At 53.2% G+C, this 1,961-nt stretch carries 3 protein-coding genes; 2 read left to right on the forward strand and 1 reads right to left on the reverse strand.

Annotated elements, in window-relative coordinates; genetic code table 11:
* The coding region (locus tag AC1DRJ_RS25800; RefSeq protein WP_477804647.1) for a dermonecrotic toxin domain-containing protein at positions 1–997 on the reverse strand (997 nt) is incomplete at its 3' end.
* A gap of 40 nt (positions 998–1,037) precedes the next feature.
* On the opposite strand from AC1DRJ_RS25800, the gene AC1DRJ_RS25805 reads away from it, so the two are divergent.
* Positions 1,038–1,301 carry a hypothetical protein gene (locus AC1DRJ_RS25805; RefSeq protein WP_477804648.1) on the forward strand — a complete coding sequence of 88 codons (264 nt, stop codon included), beginning with the start codon at positions 1,038–1,040 and terminating at the stop codon, positions 1,299–1,301.
* Positions 1,302–1,438: 137 nt separating this feature from the next.
* Positions 1,439–1,879 (forward strand): CBS domain-containing protein, encoded by a 441-nt coding sequence (locus AC1DRJ_RS25810; protein WP_046032603.1) that lies wholly within the window; start codon positions 1,439–1,441, stop codon positions 1,877–1,879.
* Positions 1,880–1,961 lie beyond the last annotated feature (82 nt).

A 1,961-nucleotide genomic window follows, 5' to 3' on the forward strand; every position in this document is an offset into this window, starting at 1 on the left:
GGTAATCGGGCTCACGCAGTTGAGCCGTCAGCTCGGCAGCGAAACGGGCCAAGGACGGATACTGTTTGACCGGATGTCGGGGATCGTTGGGAACGTAAGCGATGACTTGCTCGGTGTTAGAGCTACGATCAAGGTCCGCCGCAATCAGAACAATGTCCGCAAGCGCAGCGTCCATCATTGTCATTCGATAACAACGCATCGGCTTACCCTGCAACGTCAGCACCCGATGTCCCTCGACCAACGTGAGCAGCATCCGGTGCGTCTCAAGATCAATGTCCTTTTTCATCAGGGCCAGGACACTGGCAGTACGCAACGCGTCCTTGTGACTGGTCTGGATTCTGTTTTTCAACACCGTCCGTGCCACCGGGTTGGTGAACCCCATGAACTCTTTCAGATAGGTCTGATACCGGGCGCCAATATCCAGCGCACGGCACAGCCCTGCGAACGCCTCGACGGACATTCTGGACTTGATCGGCACACTATCGAATTGCCCGGTTTCTGAGGGCTCGGTAATGAAGCCGCTCGCTCGATCAAAATAACCGGCTCGGGTTTCTTTAACTTCGAAGTTATGCAGTGAAGCCTCAAGCAACGACAGCGTGCGTACCTCAAACCCGACGACAATCCCTTTGGGACAGTAGAGCCGCAGATAGGTCTTTCTGACGTCAAGGACGATATTGAATTGGTCTTTAAGCGCCGTCATTAAGAGCGCCTCGGCAAAAACTTCTATGTCCTGAAGTTTCTTTAACGTCTTGTCACTTGCATTGTGTGATATCCAGCCGGCTTCAAGTGCTTTTTTCAGTTCGGCACGTCGTTGTAAGGACGCCTGCTCGTACCAAGGCATTGCCGGCCCAGCGGCTTGCTTTAAAGAAGTGCGATGCTCGGCGTCCGTACCACTCATCCATCCAGGAGCAGCCTGGGCAATAAAATGGGCATGCAGGCGTCGATTAACAGATTCGGAAAATACACCCCGCGAAAGATTTGTCGGAGAATCAGACATGAAGCTTAGTCATCCATGAACTATTGAATGAACAAGCCTATTGTATTTTCCGGTCTTCATTCGCTTCCACCTGTTTCAAGGCATTATGAAAGTTCAACAACAGCAAGTTTCAACCGCACTAAACCTGCTCGTTCAACTTGGCGAGTTCAATCCGAAACCTTACCCGCGGCTGGATATCCCACGTAGCGGCAAATCGAAATCGATAGGCCCCGTCACTCGCCACGCTACTTGGCAGCGGCGTCCTGCGCCGGGAACGGTCTTGCAACCGCCACTCGTCACCTTCCTGCCCGGTTACACGATTTGATCCAACGGAAGCACGTGGTTTACCGAAGAAAAACCGCTGAATGGCGTTTTTTGAGTGTTATCTGCCGCTTTCTCTCTTGCCCTCAGCGCTTGGGTCTACGATTCTTCAAGAACAACGACAACACCCGAGAAGCCACCATGAAAACCGTCGCCCAACTGCTCAAGCTCAAAGATCAGAAAAATCAGGAAGTGCACCAGATCAAGCCTGATCACATGGTGCTGGAAGCATTGATGAAGATGGCCGAGAAAAACGTCGGCGCCTTGCTGGTGGTGGAGAATGATGAAGTGCTAGGCATCATCAGTGAACGCGACTACGCACGCAAACTGGTACTGCATGGCCGCTCTTCGGTGGGCACGCCGGTGCGCGACATCATGGTGTCCCCGGTCATCACCGTCGACACCCATCAAACCGTCGATACGTGCCTGGGGATCATGTCCGACCGTCGACTGCGCCACCTGCCGGTGGTGGAAAACGGCAAGTTGATTGGCTTGCTGTCCATCGGCGACCTGGTCAAGGAAGCCATTGCCGAACAGGCCGAATTGATTCAACAGCTGGAGCAGTACATCCGCGGCGAATAACTCCAAAACTCCACAATCCAAATGTGGGAGCGGGCTTGCTCGCGAATACGGTGTGTCATTCAGTGTTTGCGTTACCTGACAC

The organism is Pseudomonas sp. P5_B2, from assembly GCF_056400445.1.

What these genes read in the sequence shown, in the direction of transcription:
- AC1DRJ_RS25810 (WP_046032603.1), top strand. Translation starts at nt 1,439, where the DNA reads ATGAAAACCGTCGCCCAACTGCTCAAGCTCAAAGATCAGAAAAATCAG.